This is a genomic window from Allobosea sp. Tri-44 (genome assembly GCF_004123845.1).
Taxonomy (GTDB): domain Bacteria; phylum Pseudomonadota; class Alphaproteobacteria; order Rhizobiales; family Beijerinckiaceae; genus Allobosea.
Genome location: NZ_NBDP01000015.1, coordinates 1 through 20,884 on the forward strand (window position 1 = coordinate 1; position 20,884 = coordinate 20,884).

20 protein-coding genes are annotated in these 20,884 nt (G+C 65.7%); 8 read left to right on the forward strand and 12 right to left on the reverse strand.

The genetic code is table 11. The annotated features are described in order from the left end of the window. Positions 1-391: 391 nt before the first annotated feature. From B6S44_RS09455 to ligD, 3 genes are all read right to left on the reverse strand, one after another. Entirely contained in the window at positions 392-973 is a 582-nt protein-coding gene (locus B6S44_RS09455) for a hypothetical protein (RefSeq protein ID WP_129156657.1), read from the reverse strand. A 104-nt stretch (positions 974-1,077) separates the two neighbouring features. Then, positions 1,078-1,470, reverse strand: coding sequence for a hypothetical protein (locus B6S44_RS09460; protein WP_129156658.1), 393 nt, complete (start codon positions 1,468-1,470; stop codon positions 1,078-1,080). A 1,397-nt stretch (positions 1,471-2,867) separates the two neighbouring features. Continuing rightward, positions 2,868-3,908 carry a non-homologous end-joining DNA ligase gene (ligD, locus tag B6S44_RS09470; RefSeq protein WP_129156660.1) on the reverse strand — a complete coding sequence of 347 codons (1,041 nt, stop codon included), beginning with the start codon at positions 3,906-3,908 and terminating at the stop codon, positions 2,868-2,870. Positions 3,909-4,053: 145 nt separating this feature from the next. Between ligD and B6S44_RS09475 the strand changes: the two genes are divergently transcribed. Together B6S44_RS09475 and B6S44_RS09480 are read left to right on the forward strand one after the other, a co-directional pair. Then, on the forward strand, positions 4,054-4,305 hold the full coding sequence (locus B6S44_RS09475) for a hypothetical protein (RefSeq protein WP_129156661.1): 252 nt from the start codon (positions 4,054-4,056) through the stop codon (positions 4,303-4,305). 115 nt (positions 4,306-4,420) lie between these two features. Next, on the forward strand, positions 4,421-4,654 hold the full coding sequence (locus B6S44_RS09480; protein WP_129156662.1) for a hypothetical protein: 234 nt from the start codon (positions 4,421-4,423) through the stop codon (positions 4,652-4,654). On the opposite strand, the gene B6S44_RS09485 is transcribed toward B6S44_RS09480, so the two are convergent. Beyond that, a complete protein-coding gene (locus tag B6S44_RS09485) occupies positions 4,651-4,893 on the reverse strand; it encodes a DUF6894 family protein (RefSeq protein ID WP_129156663.1) in 243 nt (80 codons plus the stop codon). The genes B6S44_RS09480 and B6S44_RS09485 overlap by 4 nt on opposite strands. Before the next feature lie 137 nt (positions 4,894-5,030). Here B6S44_RS09485 and B6S44_RS09490 point away from each other — a divergent pair, with 137 nt between their 5' ends. Next, positions 5,031-8,813, forward strand: coding sequence for a DUF2339 domain-containing protein (locus tag B6S44_RS09490; RefSeq protein WP_164985772.1), 3,783 nt, complete (start codon positions 5,031-5,033; stop codon positions 8,811-8,813). Between the two features lie 103 nt (positions 8,814-8,916). Here the strand turns inward: B6S44_RS09490 and B6S44_RS09495 are convergent, their stop codons facing one another. Next, positions 8,917-9,372: a hypothetical protein gene (locus tag B6S44_RS09495; protein ID WP_129156665.1), complete on the reverse strand. Its 456-nt coding sequence runs from the start codon at positions 9,370-9,372 to the stop codon at positions 8,917-8,919. A 249-nt stretch (positions 9,373-9,621) separates the two neighbouring features. Between B6S44_RS09495 and B6S44_RS09500 the strand changes: the two genes are divergently transcribed. Further along, positions 9,622-9,828: a hypothetical protein gene (locus B6S44_RS09500; protein ID WP_129156666.1), complete on the forward strand. Its 207-nt coding sequence runs from the start codon at positions 9,622-9,624 to the stop codon at positions 9,826-9,828. A 107-nt stretch (positions 9,829-9,935) separates the two neighbouring features. Next, positions 9,936-10,577 (forward strand): hypothetical protein, encoded by a 642-nt coding sequence (locus tag B6S44_RS09505; protein ID WP_129156667.1) that lies wholly within the window; start codon positions 9,936-9,938, stop codon positions 10,575-10,577. A 15-nt stretch (positions 10,578-10,592) separates the two neighbouring features. Here B6S44_RS09505 and B6S44_RS09510 read toward each other — a convergent pair whose 3' ends face one another. The 7 genes from B6S44_RS09510 to B6S44_RS09540 all read right to left on the reverse strand — a co-directional run bounded on the left by B6S44_RS09510 (position 10,593) and on the right by B6S44_RS09540 (position 18,110). Then, the gene (locus B6S44_RS09510) at positions 10,593-10,871 is read right to left on the reverse strand and encodes a hypothetical protein (RefSeq protein WP_129156668.1); all 279 of its coding nucleotides are present in this window, start codon (positions 10,869-10,871) and stop codon (positions 10,593-10,595) included. 158 nt (positions 10,872-11,029) lie between these two features. Continuing rightward, on the reverse strand, positions 11,030-11,785 hold the full coding sequence (locus tag B6S44_RS09515) for a hypothetical protein (RefSeq protein ID WP_248309525.1): 756 nt from the start codon (positions 11,783-11,785) through the stop codon (positions 11,030-11,032). Beyond that, a complete protein-coding gene (gene iolB, locus B6S44_RS09520; protein WP_129156670.1) occupies positions 11,773-12,585 on the reverse strand; it encodes a 5-deoxy-glucuronate isomerase in 813 nt (270 codons plus the stop codon). The genes B6S44_RS09515 and iolB overlap by 13 nt, the downstream gene beginning before the upstream one ends. A gap of 14 nt (positions 12,586-12,599) precedes the next feature. After that, positions 12,600-13,499 carry a myo-inosose-2 dehydratase gene (gene iolE, locus B6S44_RS09525; RefSeq protein ID WP_129156671.1) on the reverse strand — a complete coding sequence of 300 codons (900 nt, stop codon included), beginning with the start codon at positions 13,497-13,499 and terminating at the stop codon, positions 12,600-12,602. 15 nt (positions 13,500-13,514) lie between these two features. Continuing rightward, positions 13,515-15,356, reverse strand: coding sequence for a 3D-(3,5/4)-trihydroxycyclohexane-1,2-dione acylhydrolase (decyclizing) (iolD, locus tag B6S44_RS09530; protein WP_129156672.1), 1,842 nt, complete (start codon positions 15,354-15,356; stop codon positions 13,515-13,517). An 11-nt stretch (positions 15,357-15,367) separates the two neighbouring features. Then, positions 15,368-17,269, reverse strand: a complete 1,902-nt coding sequence (locus B6S44_RS09535) for a bifunctional 5-dehydro-2-deoxygluconokinase/5-dehydro-2-deoxyphosphogluconate aldolase (RefSeq protein ID WP_129156673.1) — start codon at positions 17,267-17,269, stop codon at positions 15,368-15,370. Beyond that, positions 17,262-18,110, reverse strand: coding sequence for a MurR/RpiR family transcriptional regulator (locus B6S44_RS09540; protein ID WP_129156674.1), 849 nt, complete (start codon positions 18,108-18,110; stop codon positions 17,262-17,264). The genes B6S44_RS09535 and B6S44_RS09540 overlap by 8 nt, the downstream gene beginning before the upstream one ends. A 122-nt stretch (positions 18,111-18,232) precedes the next feature. Here B6S44_RS09540 and B6S44_RS09545 point away from each other — a divergent pair, with 122 nt between their 5' ends. From B6S44_RS09545 to B6S44_RS09555, 3 genes are read left to right on the forward strand one after another with little or no spacing between them, the layout of a single operon-like run. After that, entirely contained in the window at positions 18,233-19,033 is an 801-nt protein-coding gene (locus B6S44_RS09545) for an SDR family oxidoreductase (RefSeq protein WP_129156675.1), read from the forward strand. Between the two features lie 36 nt (positions 19,034-19,069). Further along, a complete protein-coding gene (gene iolG / locus B6S44_RS09550) occupies positions 19,070-20,071 on the forward strand; it encodes an inositol 2-dehydrogenase (RefSeq protein WP_129156676.1) in 1,002 nt (333 codons plus the stop codon). Next, positions 20,071-20,871: an inositol monophosphatase family protein gene (locus B6S44_RS09555; protein ID WP_129156677.1), complete on the forward strand. Its 801-nt coding sequence runs from the start codon at positions 20,071-20,073 to the stop codon at positions 20,869-20,871. The genes iolG and B6S44_RS09555 overlap by 1 nt, the downstream gene beginning before the upstream one ends. The last annotated feature ends 13 nt before the right edge of the window (positions 20,872-20,884 follow it).

The window sequence follows — 20,884 nt, forward strand, 5'->3', positions numbered from 1 at the left end:
GGCGGCTAGTGGAACGAGCAGCCAAAGCGCGAAGGCAAAGATGAAGATGAAAATGCCGAGCTTGAATCGCCATCCGGCGGCGGCCGACACTTCGGTATCGAGTTGTGGCGTCGTCATGTTTGTCCCCCTTTTGAATCAGTAGATGCCCAATCGACGAGGACGCGAGGAACATCTCAAATCGTCCGTGCTCAAGTAGCCGCCGCCGAAATTGGACGGGCCATATGCTTTCCGCGCGCTGTATTCTGCCGGCGATTGAGACAAAATGGGGCGCGCCGTACTGGCGCCGAGGAGCCATCCCGACGCCAGAATCTGAGGCCTACCAGCATCCTGTTACCGTGGTTATCGGCGGCGCCTGCGTCGCAGCAGCTGACGGCTGCGCATAGAGCGAAGATCAGTACTTTTGGAAGTAGAAAGCTTCGGCGAAGGTAAGTTCAACCATGTCACCACGCTTGAGCCGCCTCAAATCGTTCTGGATGGCGGGATCGGACACCGTATGGGTCCTAGGGCCCGCGGGCCCGACATAATTCACAACACGGGTGGCCGCATCGAAGTTTTCGAAGCGCGCCGTCAGCGTAAGCGATCGGACAACGTACTTGTCAGGTAGATTCTGGAATGAAGGGTCGCTGACCGTCTCTGCATAGACGATGCTCGGCTGGGTGCCTTTGCGCGCACGTCGGGCTCCAAGAACGGCCCCTTCTACGCGTCGGATCTCTACTCGGTCACCGGAGTTGATATTTTGCAAATTGCCGAACACCTCTGGTACCGCGACCCTCCAGGTGTTGCGACCCTGGCGTACGCGGACCATGCGCTCAGCAGGTTCCACGTCCACGATCTCGACATTCAATTGTTCGACCTCGACGGGCCCGACCCCAGCGACAATGACGGTCTGGCTGGTCACCGTCGGTGAGGTCGCACAACCAGCCACACCCGCTGCCAGGGAAAGTGCCAGAAACACGCTCAAATGCTTAAGCATCAGGAAGTCTCCATGAACGGGGGGCACCTGCGTCCGCAGTGGCGCGGACGGCTGCTATTACTGTGATCGATCACCAAGCTTATCGGTCACGATTTTTTGCAGAATTATTGTTTGAAACCTATTAGAACACCATCGGCGCCCAAGGAAAGCTGCAAGCCCCTGCGCTGAGTATTCAGCCGCATCGTCACACCCTTGGCATTCCGGAGCCAAAGCCGGCCTCTTCCCTCGTCGCCAATCGCCCAACCTTCCCGCAGCTGGACATAGGCACCGGCGAAGTCTGCGACATCACGCAGACCATAAACGGTTCCCGTTGCCCGCAGGGTCGACGCGCCGACGCCGCCGATGCCGAGCCCCCCTACCGTGATGGCATATGTCTTACGGCCGAATTTAAGCTCGCCGCCGCCGACTGCGCCGGACCCTATGAACGCGACCTGCAACTGCCGAATGCTGACGGAACCCGTCGCCGGACCCAAGTTCCCTGACTGTGCCGTCGCCACGCCACTCCAAAGGAGGCAGCTCAAGAAAACTGATAGGACGATCCTAGTCATGAGTGCTCCATTGCCGATGGCACGGAAAATAAGGATTGGCTCGCTGGCAATCTTTAATAGCGAACCGGCCGCCGAACGACAGCGCGCCTAGGGGTAACGACTACCGCTCGCGGGGCGACAACAACTGCCCTCGGCGCAACCGCGACAGGCCGCCGAACAACAACAGCACCCCCTGTAGAAACACAGCCGGCGCGAACGACGCCGCGGGCGCAAACGACAGCACTGGCTTCCGATGGGATGACAGCGACACAGCCGCCTATCAGGCAGATTGCGAGCATCAATCGTTTCATGACTGCCTCCCCTTCGGCCATTCTGATCCTGGCCGCTAAGAGGACGCTACACCCAATCGGGGGACCTGTCCTTAGGGTAGGCGAATTAATTGGCCCGGGAGCAAAAAGGCCCCGCCAACTGAACCGGAAGCCGGCGGGGCCCTTCGTGGACACATCTTTGATAAGCGTCGAATGCCGCTAAGCACCGCCGGCTCGGTTCCACGATGGGAATGGCCGGCGCGACTAATTATGCATTGGGGGGCTGTTCAACGGAGGTGATGGCAGACGGGTGAGCAGCAGATGCCGCTCGCGCCTCCTCCGAGGAAACATCAACCTTGGTGAATGCCAAATAGTCAACACCAGGATCATTTGGCGTCACGGACCAATATATCCATTGACTCCCGCTTTGGCAAAGACGTTTGTTTTGATCATCCCTTTGACAAATTTGACCATCAGTCAAGTATGCTATTGGTATTCCACCCGATGACCAAGAGTTATTGTCAAGAAAATAGGCGGCAGTATCCCAAACACCAAGCACTGAGTTATTAATCAGGTTACCGAATTGCCATCCCGGCGCTCCCAATCGAGAATCTGAATGGTTAGAATCTGAGTCCCACATCTGAAGGCGATTGTTAATGTCGCTTGTCAACAGACAGTATCTATTTGATGTAGTTAACCATTGTGAATTGCTCGCTCGAAGGTAAAACATTTCACTCTCCTCAAATTGAAATGTGAGAATCTTTTGACAAAAAGCTGAAAATCTTTTGTAAACCTAACGTCACCCTATCTGGCATCATTTCGATGCGCAAGCTGCTGGCCCTTGATTTTCGATATGTTTCGACAAAAACTTGAAATAGATAGCATCATCGTGTGATTTGCGGGCTTGATTGTTGGATTTTATAGCAACACGCAGTAGACAATTTACATTCACCACAACGCGAACATGAGTACGCACCCGATCCCAAACGAGTACTCGTGGGCTATAGTGGCGGTGACATGGCACCTCAAATAGGCCAGGCTTCGCCGTAGACTAGTAAGCTCGCAACCACAGCCGCATTGAAGCGAGCTGGACGGACATCATCCGAGGCGATAAACAATCGCCTCGTCAGCATTCTCGCGCAGGCCCTTGAACGAGGCGTGGCGCAGCTTCTCGTCATGCGTCCAGCCGCGGTACGCGATTTCGGCCGTGAGCTTCGGCTTGACCCAGACCACGCCCTTGCTGCTAAAGCCGCGCGCCGGCGGCGACGTGGCCGTGATCCGGTCGAGCTGCTTGCGCAGCGCCGTCGCGCTGGCGTTGGTGAAACCGGTGCCGACGCTGCCGACATAGGTCAGGCCGTAATTGCCGTGCCCGGCCAGCAGCAGCCGGCCGATGCCGCCGAGCGCCGCGCCGGAGGGCTCATAGCCGATGATCAGGAAGCTCTCGGACTGGACGCATTTGATCTTGAGCCAGTCGCCGCCGCGGCCGGGGCGATAGGGCGCGTCGCGGCGCTTGGCGATGATGCCTTCGAGCCCGAACCTGCAGGCGCTCGCCAGGAATTCGGCGCCGTCCGCCTCGACCTCCTCGCTCAGCCGGACCGTTCCGCTTTCACCGTCGATCAAATCCTCGAGCATGTGCCGGCGTTCGCTGAGCGTCATGCGCGTCAGGTCGTGACCGTTGAGATAGAGCAGATCGAAGGCGAAGAGCATGGCGCTCTCTGCTTTGGCCTTGCCCCCTCTGCCTCCCAGCGCCTGCTGCAGTAAGCCGAAATCGGCCCGGCCAGCGCCGTCGAGCACGACCGCCTCGCCGTCGAGGATGAAGCTGCCGGCGTCGAGCTCCGCCGCCCCGGCTGCGATCGAGGGAAAGCGATGCGTCCAGTCATGGCCACCGCGGGTGATGACCCGAACCCCCTTGGCGTCGCGATGCACCGCCAGGCGGTAGCCGTCCCACTTCACCTCGAAGAGCCAGCCGGGTCCCGCCGGCGGCTTCGGCATCAGCGAAGCGAGGCAGGGTTCGATCCGCGCCGGCATTGGATCGAGGAGATCCGGCTCGACAGCGCTGCGCCGCGCCCTCACTGGCGCGCTGCGCAGCACTTCGCCGGCAGGGGTAGCCCTCAAAGCTCGGCGCAACCGCTCAGCCATGACTGAACACCATGAACGCAACTTACTAACGGCGACTCAACGTCAGCCGGTCGACGGCGTTCCGGAGCCAGCGAAAGAATCTGACGCCTTGCCGGAACGGGAGCGTTGCCCGCCCGTTTCGTCAGACGTTGCGTAGGAGGTTGCGATGCGTACCCAGCCGAAACGATCCGGGCTAAGCGACAAGATCGCGGCCCACCTCAATCCAGGCAATCTGGAGCTCTATCGCGAGCTCTGCCAGGACGAGGACGGCAACCGCTACACCGTCATCGTCTATCGGCCGTTCCCCGATTTGAACGTCACCCGATATGAGCTTGAAGATGGCTCGCCGGTGCGCTTCATCGACGATTGCCTGTTCGAGATTGAGTCGACCGGGCGAACGCTGGCGAGGTGCACCTGATGCAAGCGCTCGTGATGTGGGGGTTGCTCATCGCAGCGATCCTTGCCGCGATCGGGTGCGCCTCTTTTCGATAAGCCGCTCGTACTTCATCAGCGACGACATGAGGCTTAGGGCAATGGTGGATGGCGGACGCAATTTCGTTGCGACAGTGAAGGAGCTTCCTGACGGTCGCCTGACGGTCCTGGTCGAGTCGTACGAAGACGTGGGCTTTGACGGGAAGCAATTGACGCTGACCCTTCCTGCAGGAAGCAGCTATGGGGAAGCTGAGGCTCTGGCGCTGCGGCTCAACAGCACGAAAGTGCAGGTACGCTTGGAACACTGGAAATCAGGCTCCGGCGGTTCAGTCTAAGAGTCGAGACGTAGCCACTGTTCGCTGAGCGTCATGGTGGCGCTGTAAATCGGCACTGGCCCGCGACGGACTAAAATGCAGATCGAGCTATCCCCACCTTGTGGGATATCTTGCCGAGCGAGATCCGCGAGGCTCTGCAAGGCTACGACGCGCGCAGCATCGTCGTCAGGCAGCTCGACGCCTTCCACGTCGACATTATGCTTCTCGCCGCTGATTAGATCGAACAGGTAATGCGCCATTGGTCACCGCGGCTTGACGTCTCGTATTCGACGCTTTGGTGTCAATGAAGGTTCCGTGTTCGTTGGACATCTCGGCGCGCGGCGCGCTATCTGCGCAACCGCTATTTGATCATCGAGCGAGGGGCGGAACTTCACGCATGGAAGGCTTCGCGCTTCTCGGCCTCGGCCTCTTCGGCTTCCTCTTCATCGCGGTCCCCTGGGCCGCGTTCAGTGCGTTAGGGCGCGGCAACAGAGCGCTTGAGCTCGCCGCCCATCAGCGCGCCGAGATCGATGCCTTGCGTGCCGACCTAAGCGTCTTGCGAGCACAACTCGCTGCTGGAGCAACGGCCGGCAGGGCGCCTCCCGATCAAACGGATGAGCAGGCCGAAACTGTCCTCGTCGAAGATGCACCAACCCCTGTTGTCACAGCCGATCTCGATGCACCGACGCCCGCGCCTGTCGCGGCGGAAGAGCCAACATCATCGCCTGGACCAGCCATCGACCTTGTCGCGGCTCGCACGATCGAGGACCCCGCCGGCAAAGTCTCGGGTGAGGAGCCTCGCACTCCGATCGAGACGCTCGCCGCGAGTGTCACAGCACCCGAACCGGACCTGGACGTCCAGCGGAGCGAGCTTTCGCCGGAAGCGGAACCCGCCGCCGCGCCTGCGCCACGGCGCGATTTCGAGGAGGCGATCGGCTCGCGCTGGGCGGTCTGGATCGGCGGCGTCGCGCTCGCACTCGGCGGTCTCTTCCTGGTTCGCTACTCGATCGAGGCCGGCCTGTTCGGTCCGGGCGTCCGGCTGCTGCTCGGCGCCGCCTTCGCCCTTATCGCGGCCGGCGCGAGCGAATATCTGCGCCGGCGCGAACTGCCGCTCGCGATCACCTCCGGCTCCGGTCCGCTCGCCGGCCTCGGCCATGCCAGCATTCCCGGCGTGTTGGCGGGCGTCGCCGTGCTCAGCGGCTTCGGCGTTATCTTCGCCGCCCACGCCGTCTACGGCTTCATCGGGCCGGGCACGGCTTTCGGATTGATGGGCCTGCTTGGCCTTGCGGCCCTCTCGGCTTCGCTCCTGCACGGCCCGGCGCTCGGCCTCTTCGGCCTGCTTGGTTCCTATGCGACGCCCTTCCTGGTCGCCAGCACCGCGCCCAACTTCGTCGCGCTCGCGCTCTTCATCACCTTCGTCACCGCGGTCGCCTTCCTGCTGCACCGGCGCCGACCCAGCCGCATCGTCACGCTCGGCGCGGTCGCCGGGCATGGCGCCTGGACGCTGCTGATCGCCTTCGCCGGCGGCAATGTGAGCTGGGCCGCCTGGCTCGCCGCCTCCGGCTCGGTTCTCGCGCTCGGCCTGATCAGGGAATGGCCGGCCTGGCGCGGGCGGGCCGGGCCCGATAGCGGCTGGCGGATCGCTGGCTTCGAACTGACCAGCCTCATCGCCATCGGCGTGCCGCTCATCCTCTCCGGCATCCTCTGGACCAGCCATGGCGGGCCCGCGCCGCTGCATGCCGCCATCATCGTCACTGTGGCGGTCGCCGTCGCCGGCGCGGTCCGGCACCGCGATCTGGCGCCGCTGGCGCTGCTCGCCGGCGCGGCAGCCGCCGGCATGGCGCTGCTCTGGCCGACCCATGATGGCCCCTTTGGCCTGTCGCCGACGCTGCCGCTCGATCTGATGCGCCTCAGCTTCGCCCCCGACGCCGGCCCGGGCCTGCGCTGGACCGCCGGCCTCTTTGCGCTGCTCCTCGGCATTCCGCCATTCTTCGCCTTGCTGATGCGGCGCGGGTCAGGTGCCGGCGGCTTTCTCGTGCGCGGCTGCCTCGCCTTCGCTTCGGCGCTCGCCCCCGTTTGCCTGCTGCTGGCGACGGCATTGCGCAGCAATGGCTTCGAGCGCTCGACCGGCTTTGCCGCACTGGCCCTGCTCCTGACGATCGCGCTCTTTGCGGCTTCAGAATTCCTCCTCCCGGTCGAGCGCCGCAGCACCAAGACGCGCGCCAATCCGCTCGCCTTTATCGGCTCGGCCGCCTATGCCGCCGCCGGCGCGATCGCACTCGGCCTCGCCATTGCCTTCGCCTTGCGCGAGACCTGGCTGGTGGTCGGCTTCGCCGTTTCGGCCGCGGGCGTCGCGCTCCTCTCCGCCTTGCGCCCGATACCGCTGCTGCGCAGCATGTCGGCGGCACTCGCCACCGCGGCACTGGCGCGACTCGTTTGGAACCCGATCGTCAGCGATGTCGGCTCCTGGCCCATCTTCAACTGGCTGATCCCGGCCTATGCCCTGCCGGCGCTCTGCTTCGCCATCGGCGCGCTGGCCCTGCGCGAAAGGCAGGATCGCCCGCGGCTGATCCATGAGACGCTCGCCGCCTTCTTCTTCGCCGCCTTCGTATTGCTGGAGGTGCGCCAAGCCTTCGCCGGCGCGGATCTCGTGCCGACCGCGGACCTCGTCCGCCTGCATTATCTCGGCCCGCGCAACCGGCTGTTCGAGGAAGTCTTCTGCCATGTCCTGGCGCTCGGGCTGCTAGGAGCAGGCTTCGTCCTGCTCGCCCGCCGGCTCGGCGGACGGGTCTTCGGCGTCTGCGCCGATATCGCCGCGATCACGCTGATCCTTGTCGGCATCGGCGGGCCCGGCGCTGTGCTGAACCCGGTCTTCGATGGCACGCCGGTGCTCGGCTGGCCGGTGTTCAACCGGCTGCTCTGGTATGTCGCCGTCGGTGGCCTGCTCGGATTGCTCGGTTACTGGCTCGGACGCGACGGCCGCTCGCGCCTGGGCGACACGCTCAACGCTTGCGCTGCGGTGCTGGTCTCGCTCGGTGCGATATTGATCGTCCGGCATGCCTTCTCCGGCCCGGTCCTGGCGCCGATGGACGGCAAGACCGCCGGCTTTGCCGAGGTGGTGACGATCACGCTGCTGCTGCTGGCGCTGACGGCGGCCGCGCGGATCTGGCGCGAGCTCTCGCCCGGCCGTGTCACCGGCTTTGCCTTGCGCGCGCTCGCCATGATCGCGATCGGCTGGGCGGGGCTTGCGCTCGGCATCGGCCGCAATCCGCTGTTCGATCTCAGCGGCGTCGAGGGACCGGTCATCTTCAACCGCATCCTCTGGGGCTATGGCGCGGTAATCTGTGGCTTTGCTGGAGCAGCCTGGTGGCTGCGCGAGGTCGCGCCCGCGATCAGCGTCGCTTTCCGGCGCACGGCTCTGGCGGGGTCAGTACTTTGCGCCTTCCTCCTGCTGCGCCATGGCTTCCACGGGCCGTTGCTCGCTTCCGACGTCCCGGTCACCCTCGCCGAAGCAGGCTTCTATGCCGCCTTCGGCTTCATCGGCGCCGTCATCGTCATGATCGCCGGCTCGGTCCGCCTGCCCGGGCGCTCGGTGCCGGTTCGCCCCGACTGGGCAGCGATTGGCTCCTGCGGCCTGTTCGCACTCCTGCCCGGCCTCGTCGCCAATCCGTTGGTGACGGAGCAGCCGCTCGCCGGCCCACTCCTGCTCGACAACGCCGCCATCGGCTATCTCCTGCCGGCGCTGCTCGCCTTCGCGGCGGCGCGCTGGGCCAGGGAATTCCTCACCGGCGCCGGGGCGCGGCGCATCTTCGGCGTCAGCGCGATCATCGGCGGGCTGGCCTATCTGCTGATCGAGGTCCGGCGCGGCTTTGTTGGCCGCGATCTCCTGGTCGACGCCAGCAGCGCCAGCGAGCTCTATGCCTATTCGGCAGCGCTCCTGCTCTATGGCGTGGCGCTGCTCGCGCTCGGCTTCAGATTGCAGTCGAAGGATCTGCGCCTCGCCTCGCTCGGCGTCGTGACGATCGCGATCTGCAAGGCCTTCCTGATCGACATGTCCGGGCTGGAAGGCCTGTTGCGGGCCTTGTCCTTCATCGGCCTCGGCGCCAGCCTTGTCGCCATCGGGCTCGCCTATCAGAAGCTGCTGCTGCGGGAAGCGGCACGGCCAGACATGTCGCGTTGAACGACAAGGCGCATTGAAAAAGCCTCCCGCGTCGATCCGCGGGAGGCTCGAATATCCCTGGCGGAAGCGCTCCCGGTGAACCGGGCGCGCTCCGATCGTCAGCTCAGCCCTTGAGCCTGGTATTGCACTGGCTCCAGTAGCCGCCGCCCTTCTCGATCCATTTCAGCTCGCCATTGGCGTTGGCCGTCTTGTTGGCGTTGTATTGGTCGACGCAGGTCTTGAGGCGCGCCTTGCCGGCGGTTTCATTAGAGTACTTCGGCGCCACCGCCCGCGGAAATACCGCGGCTTTGGCCTTGCCGGCGGGCTTGGCCGGCGTGGTCGCGGCCGGGGTTGCCGCCGGAGCATCCGTCACGGCTGCCGCGGCATCATTGTCCGAGGCGTCGTCATCGGCGCAGTTGGCCTTGCGGAAATCGTTCCACTTCTGGCCCTTCAGCGTGTTCGCCTTCTTGGCGTCCTGATACTTAGTGCTGCACTCTTTCATGGTCAGGGCCGAGGCCGGCGCAGCGGCGAAGCTCGCGGCCATGAACGCAAGGGCGGTGGAGAACAGAAGCGTCTTCATGAGCAGTCTCCCTAGATCACGATGATTTTGGATCGTATCGATCCAAAATCATAAGACGTGATCGATTCTAGAACTTAGAGCAGGATTCCTGCGAAAAACCGGTTCCCACTTTTTCGCATCCTGCTCTAGGCGGTGAGTCGAACTCGCCAAGGCGAGCTTAACCAACGACACGAATCTCTGCCATCGCCTTGCGGCAACTTCTGGGCCGCTCAGGCGTTTACAGATCCGGTCAATACAGAGGATCAGATCATGAAGACATTCACCCTCGTCGGGCTCGCCATCATGGCTTCGGCCCTGGCCGCCTGCAACACGGTCGAGCAACGGGTCGGCGGCGCCGCAGTCGGCGCAGGGACGGGGGCGGTCGTTGCCGGGCCGGTCGGAGCCGTGGTCGGCGGGGCCGCCGGCGCGGTCACCGCTCCGACAGTGGTTCGCTCCACGCGCCGCGCGACGCGGTAGTCTTAAAATCCGGCTTTCTTGCGCGGCGGCGGAACTACGCCGCCGCTCCGTCGTTTCGACCATGAAGCTTTCGAGCCCAGAAACTTTCAAGCTCATGGAGTTGACGGATGGACAACGACAAGCGCCTGCCGCCCGACGTGCCCAACACGGATGAGATGCGGGACGAGATCGACCGCGCGACAGGCAGCGTTGCGGCACGTGCGGCCGATCTTGCCAATCGGACGGCAGAAACCGTCAAGGACGGTTATGGCCGGGCCAAGGAAAAGCTCGCCGAGCTCGATCCCGGCGACACGCTGCGCGAAGCAGGCCGATACGCCCAGGAGACCGGCGAGGCCGCAGTCGAGACGGTCGAACGCCATCCGCTAGCAGCCTTCGCCATAGGCGCCCTCAGCGTCGGCCTGATCGCCTGGGCGGTGACGCCCCGCCGTTCGAGCTGGCAGCCGGATACCAGCGGCTGGAGCACCACGTTGCGCGACTATGGCGATCAAGCGTTGCGCGCTGGACGTGATCTGATCGGCAGCGGCCGCGAGCAGGTCGATCGGAGTCGCGACTACGTCGCCCGCGGGCAGGATTATCTCGATGTCGGCCGCGACTATGCCCGTGAAGGCGGCCGCGCGCTGATGCGCCGCGGCGAGCGCGAACCGCTGGCGGCCGTGGTCGGTATAGGCTTGGCGCTCTACGTGGTCAGCGCGCTTTTGAGCAGCGGCAGCAGTCAGGCACAGCCTGTCCGCCGCCGGGCCAAACGATAAAGTCGCCTATCGAATTCAGCCCGACCGGCGCGAGGCTTTCTCCGCCTGGCGGGCTGCCTGCTTTTCGGACTCGCCCGCGCGCACGAGGCTGGTGATCGCGAGCGGGCGCCTTCCCGATTTCTCGGCGATGATGCGGTCCTGCTCCTGGATCGCTTCCAGCGCGGGATCGTCGCCATCGATCCCGCCGAGCAAATCGGTGGGAACACGGCGGTTGGAGCTGCGCGAGCCATCTTCATAGAACACGTCGAACAGGACGTAGGCGGCGTCGAGCGGTTTCGATTTCTTGCGGGCCATGGTCGATCCTGTCGGTTGGGCGCCCCCTCCGGCAGCAGCGCGCAGGGCGGGCCGAGGGATCGCGGAGCCGCCCAGAGGCGGCAGAATGCTGTGAGCGCGAGGTAACTCCCTCGCGCCGACAAGGCAAGCCGCAACGGCGCCCGTCGCTGTCGTAAGGCCTATTTCAGGCTGATCGTTTCGACGATCTTGGAGTCGAGCACAAGGTCGTCGCTGGCACCCATCAGCCAGAGCTGGTCCGCGGTGAAGCGCAGGATCGGCCGATCCCACCAGCGATCGAGCATGGCGGCGAGTGCTACCGCCTCAGCCGCGTCGAGATCCTCGTTCAGGTTCCAGATGCCGACGACATAGAGATCGCTGGTCGACCGCCCGAGCGCCCGTTGGATGAGATGGAAGGCGTTCTGACCGTCGCGGCGCTCCGGATAGAGCCTGAGATAAAGCCGCCCGCGATTGACATTGCCGGAGAACAGGCCGCGCAGTTCCATCTCAACCGGGCCAAGGCGCGACAAGGCGTCCCGCGCAGCTTGGTCGATCGTCGGCGGCGCACCGACCGAGAGCGAGCCACACACTGTCGCATGTAGCTTTGCCTGCCGCTGCGCGACCAGATCCCAGGCGATCTTCGCCGCGAACGGCGCCTGGCGCAGCTCCCGCTCGAGTTCCCTGTAAGCCGACGCCTCCGGCAGGTCGAGCGTCGGCACCACCAACGAGTAGATCGGCGGGTGCCGGCCATTCTCGTAATGCGTGCCGTCCTTCCGCGCGATCGCCTTGGGATGGTGCGGATCGATCAGCGGCAGATGCGCCAGCCGGTAGCCGTCGTCCAGCGCCATGCCGGCGCCGGCAACGAAAGCCGTCCGGCTCCGGAGATAGCCGAGCTCATCGTCGCCGATCAGCTCGGCCTGCGTCGTCACGGTCGCCACGCCTTCAGCATCCACTCATGCACGGGGTCGTTATGGAATTTCCAGACCCGCTTCGGCCCGGCCATGACGTTGAGGTAATAGAGTTCGTAGCCGTGCGGGGCGCCGACGGGATGGTAGCCCTTCGGCACCAGCACCACGTCGCCGTCCTCGAAAGCCATGGTCTCGTCGAGCGAACGATCGTCGGTATAGACACGCTGGAAGCCGAAGCCCTGGGGCGGATTGAGCCGGTGATAATAGGTCTCCTCCAGCAGGGATTCTGCCGGCAGCCGGTCCTGGTCGTGCTTGTGCGGCGGGTAGCTCGACCAGCAGCCCGACGGCGTGATCACCTCGACGACGAGGAGGCCATCGGCGGCCTCCGTCTCCGGCAGGATGTTGCGGACATGGCGGGTGTTGCTGCCCTCGCCGCGCGTCAGGGCGCCGACATCGGCCGGGCCGATGACGCGGGCCGGCCTTGCGCCAGCCTTGCCCGGAGCCGAGCAGATCGCGAATTCGCACGGCCCCTGCGCCGTGACGGTCCAGTTCGAGCCCGCCGGGACATAGAGCGACCAGGGATCGGGCTCGAAGGGCGAGGAACGCCCGCCGATCACGCCGAAATCCTCGGCCCCGGCGCTGGCCGAGACCTTGCCCGAAAGCAGGACGAGGCAATGTTCCCTGTTGCCGGTTTCGCGCGACAGTATCTGCCCGTCGGCAAGGCGATGCACGGCGAAGCCGACATGCTCCCAACCGGCCGATTGCGGGGTGACCTCGTGGATGCGCCCCTCGGCGTCAGGCGCCTGCGGCTTGACCAGCAGCTTCGACATGATCGTTCCCGGGCTCAGACGAGCCCGGCCTCCTTCAGGCTCTGCTTGAGATGGGCGACTCCCTTCCTGGCATAGGTAAGCGGGTGCGCCTTCTCGGGATCCTGCTCCGCTTCGACCACGACCCAGCCGGAATAGCCCGGCAGCGCCTTGAACACCGCGGGGTAGTCGACCATGCCGTCACCCGGCACGGTGTAGACGCCAAGCTCCTTGCCCTTGCCGAGGATGGCGTCGAGGAAGCTCCAATCCTCGCGGCGCGCCTGCTCCATCACCGCCTTGCGCACATCCTTGGCATGGAAGTGACTGATCCGGGTGCGGTAGCGCTCAGCAAGCTTGACCGGATCGGCCCCGCCCCAGGTCGCATGGCCGGTGTCGAGCAGGAGATGCACCGCCTCGCCCGTCGCTGCCATGAAGGCATCGATATCGGCCTCGCTCTCGACGATCGTGCCCATATGGTGGTGGTAGACCAGCCGGACACCCTCGGCGAGCGTGCGTTCGGCGACCTCGGTGATCCTCCGGCCGAACTGCGCCCACTCACCAGCGGCCAGCACCGGACGCTGCGACAGCGGCTTGTTGCGATCACCATGGATCGCATTCGAGGTCTCGGCGAAGACCAGCACGGTCGAGCCCATCGCCTTGAGCAGGTCGAGATGATCACGCAGATGCTTCATCTCCTCATCGGCATCGCGCTTCAGCAGCTCAGCCGAATACCAGCCGGAGATGCAGGCCATGCCGAACGGGTCGAGCGCCGCCTTCAACGCTCCGGGCTCGCGCGGGAACTTGTGGCCGAGCTCCATGCCGACGAAGCCGGCTTCGCGGGCTTCGGCCAGGCAGGTTTCAAGCGGCGTCGCGCCGCCGATATCCTGCAGGTCGTCATTCGACCAGCCTATGGGGTTGGCGCCGATACGGATAGGCATCTCGTCCTCTTTGGCTCAGTTGTCGCGCGCCGCGAGCGCATCGTCATAGCGCTTGCGCGCCGCCTCGACCTCGTCACGCACCGAAACCTCCGGCACCGCGACCTCCCACCAATGCCCGCCGGCATCGGTCGAGATCAGCGGATCGGTGTCGATGACGATGACGCTGGTGCGATCATGGCCGCGGGCTTCCGCGAGCGCGGTTTCCAGCTCGGCCAGGCTCGCAACCTTGCGCGAAATCGCGCCCATCGAGCCGGCATGTGCGGCAAAATCGATCTCCGGCAGCGTCTCGTGCCGGGTATCGCGTAGCAGGTTGTTGAAGGAGGCGCCGCCAGTCGCGTTCTGCAGCCGGTTGATGCAGCCGAAACCGCGATTGTCGAGCAGGACGATGGTGAGCTTGACCCCAAGCATCACCGAGGTCGCGATCTCGGAGTTCATCATCAGATAGGAGCCGTCGCCGACCATGACGAAGACCTCGCGCGCGGGATCGGCGAGCTTCGCACCGAGGCCGCCGGCGATCTCGTAGCCCATGCAGGAATAGCCGTATTCCATATGGTAGCCGCCGGGCGCGCCGGACTGCCAGAGCTTGTGCAACTCGCCCGGCAGGCCGCCGGCGGCGCAAAGCACGACGTCGCTCGCCCGGCTCTGGCGCTGCACAGCGCCGACAACCTGCGCATCGCTGGGCAGGGCCTGATTGCTCGCCGCGGTATAGCGCGCGGCGGTGGCGAGCCAGGCATCCCGTGACGCCTGCACCTGTGCCGTCCAGCCGGCCGGAGCCTTCCAGCCCGAAAGCGCCGCCTCCAGCTCGGCGAGCCCTGCCTTCGCATCCGCGACAAGCGGCTGGCCGCCATGCTTGCCGGCATCGAAGGCTTGCGTGTTCAGCCCGACGATCCGGCACTCCGGATCGGCGAAGAGGGCGCGCGAGCCGGTGGTGAAATCCTGCAGGCGCGTGCCGACCGCCAGCACGACATCGGCTGTCTTCGCCGCGTCATTGGCGGCGCCGGTGCCGGTGACGCCAATCGCGCCGAGATTGAGCGGATGATCGTACGGCAGGGCGCTCTTGCCGGCCTGCGTCTCGGCGCTCGGGATGCCGTGCGCCAGGCAGAAGCGGGCGAGCTCGCCCTCAGCCTCGCTGTAGAGGGCGCCGCCACCAGTGACGACGAGCGGCCGCTTCGCACCCTTCAGCAGCGCGACAGCCTGCGCCAGCTCCTGCTCGTCCGGGCGCGTTCGGCGCGGCGTCCAGATCCGCTCGGCGAAGAAGCCCTCCGGATAGTCGAAAGCCTCCGTCTGCACGTCCTGGCACAGCGCCAGCGTCACCGGCCCGCACTCCGACGGATCAGTCAGGACCTGCATCGCCCGTTCGAAGGCGGGGATGATCTGCTCCGGCCGCGTGATCCGGTCGAAATAGCGTGAGACCGGCTTGAAGCAGTCATTGGCCGAGATGGTGCCGTCGCCGAAATCCTCGATCTGCTGCAGCACCGGATCGGGCCGGCGCCCGGCGAAGACATCGCCCGGCAGCAGCAAGAGCGGCAGGCGGTTGACATGGGCGACCGCCGCAGCCGTCACCATATTGGTCGCGCCGGGCCCGATCGAGCTCGTCACCGCCATCATCCGGCGTCGGCGCGAGGCCTTGGCGAAGGCGATCGCCGCATGCGCCATCGCCTGCTCGTTATGGGCGCGCAGCGTCGGCAGGAGATCGCGGGCACCATGCAGCGCCTCGCCGAGGCCCGCGACATTGCCATGGCCGAAGATCGCCCAGACGCCGGCGAAGAGCGGCAGCGTCCGGCCGCCGACGACCGTCTTCTGCGCCGCCATCGCAGCCACCAGCGCCTGCGCCATGGTGAGCCTGATCGTGCTCATGCGGTATCTCCTCAGCGCGCTTGCCAGGCCTCGACCAGCCGGCCGAAGCGCTCGGCCATCATCGCGGTCGCGGCCTCGTCGTCGAGCGCGCCCGCAAGCCAGCCGCGCGCCGCCTCGCCGAAGATGCTGCGCCCGACCGCAAACCCCTTCACCGTCTTCGCCGTCTGCGCCAGCCGGAAAGCCGTCTCCAGCTCCGGCAGCGGCGCATCGAGCCCGAGCAGCACGACGCCGCGGCAATAGGGATCGTTCTCGGCTATCGCGGCATCGATCGCGGCCCAGGCTGCCGCGCTCGGCTGCGCTTCCAGCTTCCACCAATCCGGCTTGATGCCGATCGCGTAGAGCCGGCGCATCACGCTAGCCATCGTGCCGTCGCCGACCGCCCCATTTTTCGAGCAGATGATCTCGACCAGCAGCTCGCGGCCGACCTGCCGGCAGGCGAGCGCGACGCGCTTCAGGGTCGCTTCCTGCTCGGCCTTCAGCGCCGCATCGTCGTCGGGATGGTAGAAGGCCAGCACCTTGGCGACATGATCGACCGGCCATTCATTCAGCGCCGCGCCGAGCGAGCCGTCCGCATCGGTCTCCAGCCTGAGCGGCCGTGAGCCCGGTACTTCCAGGGGCCGCGCCACCCAGAAGCCGTGATCGCCGGCGCGGAACAGCGCCTCGCGGCCATGGCGCCCGTCGAGCAGCATACCGAAGCCCTCGGCACCCTTGGCAATCCGCGCCGCAGCATCGACGGCGAGCCGCTTGAAGAGTTGGATGCGCTCATGCGGCACGCCCGCCTCGTCGGCCATCGCCTCGATCTGGGAGCGGTGATCGATGGCGAGCGCCATCAGCGTCGCGGCCTGCGGCCGGCGCGTCGTCGCCCAGTGGACGTGGTTGATCGCGATGTCATGGCGGAGTGCCCGGTGCGGCGAGCCCTCCTTCAGGAAGAACTGCAATTCGGCGAAGGTCGGGCTCTCAGGCGAGCAGAGCAGGCGCGAGACGGCGAAAGCGCCGCAGGCATTGGCCCAGCTGCAGCAGGTCTCGATCGGCTCGTCGCTGAGATAGCCGCGCAGGAAGCCGGACATGAAGGCGTCGCCGGCGCCGAGCACGTTGTAGACCTCGACCGGGAAACCCGGCCCCTTGATGCCGTCTTCGATCGAGGCCGGAATGGCGCCTGGAAAGACGACGCAACCCATCGGCCCAAGCTTGCAGACGATCGTCGCCTTGCTCAGCGCACGGATATTTCGGATCGCGGCGAGCGTGTCCTCCGAGCCGCCGGCGGCGTGCAGTTCCTCTTCGGTGCCGACGATCAGGTCGCACTCCGGCAGGATCGCCTGGAGGTGCTGGGTCACCGTGTCGGAGCGGATATAGCGCTCCTCGCCGGCGGCATGGCCGGCGAGACCCCAGAGATTGGGGCGGTAATCGACATCGAACACGACCTTGCGGCCATGCTTGCGGGCAATCGCGATCGCATTCCTCTGTGCCTTGGCGGCATTGGGGATCGCGAAATGCGTGCCGGTGACCACGACCGCCCTGGCAGAGGCAATGAAGGCCTCGTCGATCTCGCTCTCGTCGAGCGCGGCGTCAGCGCAGTCGGTGCGGTAGAAGATCAGAGGGAAGGTCTTCTCGTCGCGCACGCCGAGGATGACGAGCGAGGTCAGGCGCTTGGGATCGACGACGACGCCCTTGGTCTCGACGCCCTCGCGCTGCAATTGCTCCAGGATGAAGCGGCCCATCTGCTCATTGCCGACACGAGTGATCACCGCGGATTTGAGGCCGAGCCGGGCGGTGCCGATCGCGATATTGGTCGGGCAGCCGCCGACCGCCTTGGAGAACGAGGCCATATCCTCCAGCCGACCGCCGATCTGCTGGCCGTAGAGATCAACCGAAGAACGGCCGATCGAGATCAGGTCGAGCACGGGTTCAGGCATCGGGGCGGGCTTTCTCGGCGGTGCCGACGGCGAGCGTCATGGCGAGCACGAAGGTGGCGGACATCGAGCGGAAGGCGCCGTAATCGGCTTCCTCGACCTCGAGGCATAAGGAGCAGTGCTGGGCGAGCGGGCTGAGCGCACTGTCGGTGATCGCGATCACCGGAATGCCCTTCTCGTGGGCAGCGGCTGCGATCGCGACCGTCCCCGGCGTATAGGGCGCGCAGCTGACCGAGACGACGACATCGCCCTTGCGCGCGATCGCCGCCTGCTCGGGCCCGAGGGAGGCGATATTGTCAACGAGTACCGCCCTTATGCCGAGCTTGCCGAAGGCGTAGGCGAGATAGGACACCACGGGAAACATCCGGCGCGCGCCGATCAGGATGATCGTCTCCGCCCCGGCGAGCAGGTCCGTGGCTCTGTCGACGTCGCGGTGCCGGATCGTCGATTGCAGACGCGACAGCGAGCTGCGGCTGGCTTCGGCGAAGCCGTCGAGCAGCACCTGAGCCATGTTCGGCCCGGCCGCGCCCTCTTCGCGCAGCGCCACCAGCCGCTCGCGATAATCAGGGAATTGCTGGCGCAGCCGCGAGCGGAAGAGCTGCTGCAACTCGCTGAAGCCGGAATAGTCGAGCGCCTGGGCGAAGCGCACCAGGGTGGAGGCCTGCACGCCGGCCTGCTGCGCCACCTGCGCCGCGGTGCTGAGCGCCATGTCGTCGGGATTGGCGAGCGCATAATCGGCGACCTGCCGCAACCGCTTCGGCAGGCTCGGCCCGCGCTCACGCAGCAGCGCGACGAAGCCGTCGAAATCGTCCCGTGGTGGGTCCTGCTGCAGTGGCGACGACATGGGAAACAGGGGCTCTCGCGGCCTTGACTTGTGCCGGGAGAGAATGGAATGTTTGTTCCATTAGTCAAGCTCAATAAAAATAATGTGCCATTGTGACAGTGGCGCTGCCAGGGAGATCAGAGGTGCCCCAACCAACCGACTTCCGTCGTGAACTCGACGGCAAGGTCGCCGTCGTCACCGGCGGCAGCCAGGGCCTGGGCGAGGCGATCGCCCGGGAATTCGCCGCGCGCGGCACCGCGGGTCTCGTCCTCACCGGCCGCAACCGCGAGCGCGGTGAAGCCGTCGCCGCCAGCCTGAAGGCGGCCGGCTGCAACGCCCTCTTCCACGCCGCCGACCTCGCCGATCTCGACGCCGTCCGCGGAATCGTCCCTGCCGCCGAGCAAGCTTTCGGCCGGCTCGACATCCTGGTCAACGCCGCCGGCGACACCGACCGCGGCACGATCTTCGACACCAGTCCCGAGCTCTATGCTCGCATCATGGCGGTCAACCTGACCGCCCCGTTCTTCCTGATCCAGGATGCGGCCAACCTGATGCGGCGCGAGAAGATCGCAGGCGCGATCGTCAACATCCAGTCGATGTCGGCCCATGGCGGCCAGCCCTTCCTCGCCGCCTACAGCGTCTCGAAGGGCGCGCTGGCGACGCTGACGAAGAACACCGCCCATGGGCTCCTGTCCGACCGCATCCGCGTCAACGGCCTCAATATCGGCTGGATGGCGACGCCGGGCGAGGACGCGATCATGCGCCTGCGCCATGATGCGCAAGATGGCTGGCTGGATGAGGCGCAGGCCGGCCGCCCCTTCGGCCGCCTGATCGATCCGCGCGAGGTCGCCAAGGCCGTCGCCTATCTCGCGTCATCCGAATCGGGGCTGATGACCGGCGCCAATGTCGACTTCGACCAGACCATTCTCGGCGCGCACGACTGAAGCGCCGGAGCACTCTCGAACTGCAGGACCACGGACGTGATGAGATTTGGATTGCTGGGCGCCGGCCGGATCGGGCGCATTCACGGGCTCAATGTCGCGGCGCGCTCCGATGCGCAGCTGGTCGCGCTTTCCGATGCCTCCGCGGAGGCCGCCGCCTCGCTCGCCCAGGCCAGCGGCGCCAAGGTCGCGACCACCGACGCGATCCTCGCCGACAGCGGTATCGATGCCGTGGTGATCTGCACCCCGACCGACACCCATGCCGACCTGATCGAGGCTGCCGTCTCCGCCGGCAAGGCCGTCTTCTGCGAGAAGCCGGTCGATCTCGATGCTGGCCGCATCCGCCGCTGCCTCGAGGTCGTCGCGAAATCCGGCAAGCCGCTGATGATCGGCTTCAACCGTCGCTTCGACCCGAATTTCGCCGCGCTGGAAGGGCGCCTGCGTTCCGGCGAGGCCGGCGCGATCGAGATCGTCAGCGTGATCTCGCGCGACCCCGGGCCGCCGCCGGTCGAGTACGTCAAGCGCTCGGGCGGACTCTTCCGCGACATGATGATCCATGATTTCGACATGGCCCGCTTCCTCCTCGCCGAGGAGCCGGTCGAGGTCTTCGCGCTCGGCTCGGCGCTGGTCGATCCGGCGATCGGCCAGGCCGGCGATGTCGACACTGCCGCCGTGCTGATGCGCACCGCGAGCGGCCGCATCGCTCAGATCTCCAACTCCCGCCGGGCGACCTATGGCTACGACCAGCGCATCGAGGTGCACGGCTCCAAGGGCATGCTGCGCGCCGGCAATATCCACGAGACCACCGTGGAGATCGCGACCGGCGCCGGCTTCCGGGCCGATCCCGTGCAGAACTTCTTCCTGGAGCGCTATGCCGCCGCCTATCGCGCCGAGCTCGACGCCTTCATCACCGCCTGCCGCGACAAGCGCGCACCCTCGCCTTCGGGCCTTGACGGGCTGAAAGCCCAGATCCTGGCCGACGCCGCGACGGAATCGCGCCGTACCGGCAAGCCGGTCGCCGTTGCGCTCGAGGCGCTGTGATGACCCCCGCCGAACTCGAACTGCGCGAATATGCCGTGCTCGGCCTCGTCGCGGAGGCGAGCCATCTCGCGCTCGATTATTTCGGACGCAGCGACTCCCTGAACATCACGATGAAGGGGGCCCAGGATTGGCTCACCGCGGCCGACGGCGCCGTGGAGAGTTTTCTGCGCGAACGGCTCGGGCGGCTTTTCCCCTCCGATGGGGTGATCGGCGAGGAAGGCGGCGGCGAGGCGGCCGACGCGGTCTGGATCATCGATCCGATCGACGGAACTGCCAATTTCGCCCATGGCGATCGCAACTGGTGCATCTCGATTGGCCTCGTCCTCGCCGGGCGGCCCGAGATCGGCGTCATCGCAGCACCTGCACTCGGCGAGGTCTACCGCGCCCGGCGCGGCAGCGGGGCGAGCTTGAACGGCCGGCCGATCCGGGTTTCGGGCACCAGCGACATCGGCCGCGCCAGCCTCGAATTCGGCTGGTCGAAGCGCAGGTCGCTCGACAGCTATATCGAGATGGTCAAGCGCGGCTTCGAGGCCGGCGCGGCGGTCAAGCGACCAGGCGCCGGCGCGCTCGGCCTCTGCCATGTCGCCTGCGGCCGCACCGATGCCTATGCCGAACTGCACATCAATTCCTGGGATGTCGCCGCCGGCCTGGTGATCGCGGCGGAGGCCGGCGCCGACGTCAACGACTTCTTCGCGGGCGATGCGATCGCGGCCGGCAATCCGGTCCTGTGCTGCACGCCGGAGCTGACGACCGAACTGGAGCGCATCACCGGAATAGTAAGCCGGCACAAGGATCGTTGATCTTTTCGAGCAA

Excerpts from the sequence above, each read along its gene's own strand:
- B6S44_RS09535 (WP_129156673.1), bottom strand. The coding sequence starts at position 17,269 with ATGCCTGAACCCGTGCTCGACCTGATCTCGATCGGCCGTTCTTCGGTT.
- B6S44_RS09495 (WP_129156665.1), bottom strand. The coding sequence starts at position 9,372 with ATGAAGACGCTTCTGTTCTCCACCGCCCTTGCGTTCATGGCCGCGAGC.
- ligD (WP_129156660.1), bottom strand. The coding sequence starts at position 3,908 with ATGGCTGAGCGGTTGCGCCGAGCTTTGAGGGCTACCCCTGCCGGCGAA.
- B6S44_RS09510 (WP_129156668.1), bottom strand. The coding sequence starts at position 10,871 with ATGGCCCGCAAGAAATCGAAACCGCTCGACGCCGCCTACGTCCTGTTC.
- B6S44_RS09490 (WP_164985772.1), top strand. The coding sequence starts at position 5,031 with ATGGAAGGCTTCGCGCTTCTCGGCCTCGGCCTCTTCGGCTTCCTCTTC.
- B6S44_RS09505 (WP_129156667.1), top strand. The coding sequence starts at position 9,936 with ATGGACAACGACAAGCGCCTGCCGCCCGACGTGCCCAACACGGATGAG.
- B6S44_RS09475 (WP_129156661.1), top strand. The coding sequence starts at position 4,054 with ATGCGTACCCAGCCGAAACGATCCGGGCTAAGCGACAAGATCGCGGCC.
- B6S44_RS09455 (WP_129156657.1), bottom strand. The coding sequence starts at position 973 with ATGCTTAAGCATTTGAGCGTGTTTCTGGCACTTTCCCTGGCAGCGGGT.
- B6S44_RS09540 (WP_129156674.1), bottom strand. The coding sequence starts at position 18,110 with ATGTCGTCGCCACTGCAGCAGGACCCACCACGGGACGATTTCGACGGC.
- iolD (WP_129156672.1), bottom strand. The coding sequence starts at position 15,356 with ATGAGCACGATCAGGCTCACCATGGCGCAGGCGCTGGTGGCTGCGATG.
- B6S44_RS09555 (WP_129156677.1), top strand. The coding sequence starts at position 20,071 with ATGACCCCCGCCGAACTCGAACTGCGCGAATATGCCGTGCTCGGCCTC.
- B6S44_RS09485 (WP_129156663.1), bottom strand. The coding sequence starts at position 4,893 with ATGGCGCATTACCTGTTCGATCTAATCAGCGGCGAGAAGCATAATGTC.
- B6S44_RS09500 (WP_129156666.1), top strand. The coding sequence starts at position 9,622 with ATGAAGACATTCACCCTCGTCGGGCTCGCCATCATGGCTTCGGCCCTG.
- iolE (WP_129156671.1), bottom strand. The coding sequence starts at position 13,499 with ATGCCTATCCGTATCGGCGCCAACCCCATAGGCTGGTCGAATGACGAC.
- iolB (WP_129156670.1), bottom strand. The coding sequence starts at position 12,585 with ATGTCGAAGCTGCTGGTCAAGCCGCAGGCGCCTGACGCCGAGGGGCGC.
- B6S44_RS09480 (WP_129156662.1), top strand. The coding sequence starts at position 4,421 with ATGGTGGATGGCGGACGCAATTTCGTTGCGACAGTGAAGGAGCTTCCT.